The sequence below is a fragment of the Methylobacterium sp. Leaf91 genome (assembly GCF_001422815.1).
GTDB lineage: Bacteria > Pseudomonadota > Alphaproteobacteria > Rhizobiales > Beijerinckiaceae > Methylobacterium.
Genome location: NZ_LMMP01000043.1, coordinates 1 through 2,940 on the forward strand (window position 1 = coordinate 1; position 2,940 = coordinate 2,940).

General features: G+C 60.9%; 2 protein-coding genes and 3 pseudogenes. 2 read left to right on the forward strand and 3 right to left on the reverse strand.

Features of this window, described 5'->3' with window-relative positions; all coding sequences use genetic code 11:
• Positions 1 to 87, forward strand: a pseudogene (locus ASF32_RS25575) (IS5/IS1182 family transposase); the annotation flags it as partial.
• Between the two features lie 609 nt (positions 88 to 696).
• On the opposite strand, the gene ASF32_RS18495 reads toward ASF32_RS25575, so the two are convergent.
• Both ASF32_RS18495 and ASF32_RS25580 read right to left on the reverse strand, forming a co-directional pair.
• Entirely contained in the window at positions 697 to 1,233 is a 537-nt protein-coding gene (locus ASF32_RS18495; RefSeq protein ID WP_244483681.1) for a fasciclin domain-containing protein, read from the reverse strand.
• Positions 1,234 to 1,502: 269 nt separating this feature from the next.
• Positions 1,503 to 2,403 (reverse strand): annotated as a pseudogene (locus tag ASF32_RS25580) (IS3 family transposase); the annotation flags it as partial.
• Between ASF32_RS25580 and ASF32_RS18510 the strand changes: the two are divergent.
• Positions 2,383 to 2,844, forward strand: a complete 462-nt coding sequence (locus tag ASF32_RS18510) for a nucleoid-associated protein (protein WP_082490470.1) — start codon at positions 2,383 to 2,385, stop codon at positions 2,842 to 2,844. The pseudogene ASF32_RS25580 and the gene ASF32_RS18510 overlap by 21 nt on opposite strands.
• Before the next feature lie 6 nt (positions 2,845 to 2,850).
• On the opposite strand, the pseudogene ASF32_RS25585 reads toward ASF32_RS18510, so the two are convergent.
• Positions 2,851 to 2,940, reverse strand: a pseudogene (locus ASF32_RS25585) (IS5/IS1182 family transposase); the annotation flags it as partial.

The following is a 2,940-nucleotide window of genomic DNA, read 5'->3' on the forward strand; positions in this document are numbered from 1 at the left end:
GCCATCGCCACACGCTACGAAAAGACAGCCGCCAGCTTCATGGGCATCCTCTACCTCGCCGCCGCACTCGATTGGCTCAAGCGATGACACGCCCTAAGAGCCAGCCCAGGTCCGTTCCGAAAATACCGCTGCAAGCCAGCGAATAACTGGGTCGGGCGCAACTCCATCGAACAGCTTGGCCTAGGTGAAAGTCCGGTCTTGTGGCTACGGCCTCTAAAAGCGGATGGGCAAAAATCCACCCGATCTAGTCGTAGTTCTTTGTCCCCGAGGTCGCCCGAAAGCGGACCTTCCCGAGGTCTGCAACAGGTGGTTTTCAGTCTTCCTGCTCAGTGACAGACGCTTAGCGAAGCGGACGTGCCTTTCCGCCTAGGGTGCTACAATTGGCGACGTGCATGGCCTCCAGCGCCTGGAACCCGCGTCCTCCAGAATGCTGGTCGTCACCCATCACGATGATGGGTTTCATCGTCGATAATGAGAGCATGAGGCGTATCGCCCGAAATAAGATCTTTACCGACCTTAAGCTCTCATTGAGCGCAAGGATGCGATCAATCTCACATTACATCCAAAATAACCGCCGGGCGTACCTTTGAGCGGGACCAAGGGCCCCCATTATAACTTCCACCGACGTACGATCAGGATAACAAAAAGCTGCCCGGACCGTGCCCGGACAGCCTTGCTTCGCTCTAAATTCGGAACCTACTTTGGCATCAGGACCGTGTCGACGACGTGGATCACGCCGTTCGACTGCATCACGTCGGCGATAGTGACGGTCGACTTGCCGCCCTTGCCGTCGACGAGCTCAATCTTACCGCCCTTCTCCTCAGCAGTCAGGCTACCGCCCTCGACCGTCTTCAGCATGGCCTTGCCACCACCGGCCTTAATCGCCTTCTGGAGATCGGCCGCCGTCATGGTGCCGGACACCACATGGTAGGTCAGGATCTTGGTCAGCGTCGCCTTGCTCTCAGGCTTCACCAAGGTGTCGACGGTGCCGGCTGGAAGCTTGGCGAAGGCGGCGTTGGTCGGCGCGAACACCGTGAACGGGCCCTTCCCGGAGAGCGTCTCGACGAGGCCGGCGGCCTTCACAGCGGCAACCAGGGTAGTGTGGTCTTTCGAGTTGACCGCGTTCTCGACGATGGTCTTGGACGGGTACATCGGCGCCCCGCCGACCATTACCGTCTTCTCTTCCGCCGCCTGGACCGCCGTGCCAAACGCGCCTGCGCCGGTAAGCGCCATGGCGAGGGTGAAGCTGGCGACCTTAAACATGCTGGTCATACGTATCTCCAAGTTCCGAACCCGTTATGTGGGATCATCGCTCGTTACGGCCCTGCGAGAGGTGAAGTTTCAAAAAAATCATAGCCGGAAGAGAAAATTCCTGACTTCCCGTTGCAATAATTCCGAGTGGATCGTGCTTCGTGAGGGGGCTGCGTGTCCGTCGCAAAGGGGAGACGGGTTCAAGCTTGTCTTCACGGACGCGATCATGCCCGGCGGGGCGAACGGCATCATTCCGCCCGCAGACGGCCGTTGAACGACTCGATGTAGGCGTTGTCGGTCGGCTTGCCCGGTCGGGAGAAGTCGATCTCGACCCCGTTCAGATAGGCCCACTGGTCGAGCATGCGCCCGGCGAACTCCGGTCCGTTGTCCACCCGCAGGCTTTTGGGTCGACCTCGCAGCCGGACCAAGGCGTCCAGGGCCCCGGTCACCTGGTAGGCGCGGAAGTTGGCTCTCGGGGTGAGCGAGAGCGCCTCTCGCGTGTGGCAATCGACGACGGTCAGGATCCGGAACGGACGCCTGTCGAAGAGGCGATCGGACATGAACTCCATCGCCCAGACCTCATTGGGTCCACCGATCGCCGGTCGACCCTGACGGTAGCGCCAGGCTCGCTTGCGATTGGGCAGCTTGGACCGGATCGACAGCCCCTCATCCCGGTATATCCGGCAGGTTCGCTTGTGGTTCACGGCCCAGCCCTCCCGTCGCAACAGGATGTGCAGCCGCCGATAGCCATAGCGTACCCGCGCGGCGGCCAACTCCTTCAAACGCATCCGCAGCGCGACCTGAGGGTCGGATCGCTTCCTGTAGCGCTGGGACGAGCGGCGAGCCTCACCACTTTTGCTGACGCCGCCCTTCGGGTCGCTTAAGGACGTCCTGCAGCATGGAGCGGTCCAGCGTCAGGTCGGCGACCAGCCGTTTGAGCTTGCCGTTCTCGTCCTGCAGCTGCTTGAGCCGTCGGATCTCCGGCACACCCATGCCGACGAACTGTTTCTTCCAGCGATAAAAGGTCGGCTCAGAGACGCCCATCTTCCGGCAGACCTGGTCCACCGTGGCGCCATTCTCCGCCTGCCGCAGGGCAAAGGCGATCTGTTCATTCGTGAAGCATTGCGAGGCATGGCATCCACCCTCCTTCAGGGTTCGCGGGTCGCGACGGCAAAACCTTCGACGCCGTTTCGCACCGCCTCGGCGCGACCGGTTGGGTCGTCAGCGTCCTTGCGCCAAGCCAGTCTCGGCCGCAGTGAACGACACCTGAGGTCGTTGCATTCGCCGCTGGGAGGGCAGGTGACAAACACCATTATCCGCGTCGCGATCCACGACCTGACCAAAACCCAGGGGGCCTTCGTCGTTAAGCACGGAAAAAGCGATCTGAAAGTGACTCAGACGATGCAACGCGTGATCGACGACCTCACCGCTCTCTACGCCAAGCGGACCTCGAAATCTTACGGGAAATTCGCGGTCGATGAAGATCGATTTCCGACCGAGAAGCACCTCCGCGCCTACCTCAACGTCCAGCCCAATGACTTCACGACGCTGACGCACAAGATGATGGAAACGCTGAAAGCCCAGGCGGGCTAGGGCGTGTCATCGCTTGAGCCAATCGAGTGCGGCGGCGAGGTAGAGGATGCCCATGAAGCTGGCGGCTGTCTTTTCGTAGCGTGTGGCGATGGCCCG

Coding starts and splice junctions, on each gene's coding strand:
- ASF32_RS18495 (WP_244483681.1), bottom strand. CDS start 1,233: ATGGCGCTTACCGGCGCAGGCGCGTTTGGCACGGCGGTCCAGGCGGCG.
- ASF32_RS18510 (WP_082490470.1), top strand. CDS start 2,383: ATGGCATCCACCCTCCTTCAGGGTTCGCGGGTCGCGACGGCAAAACCT.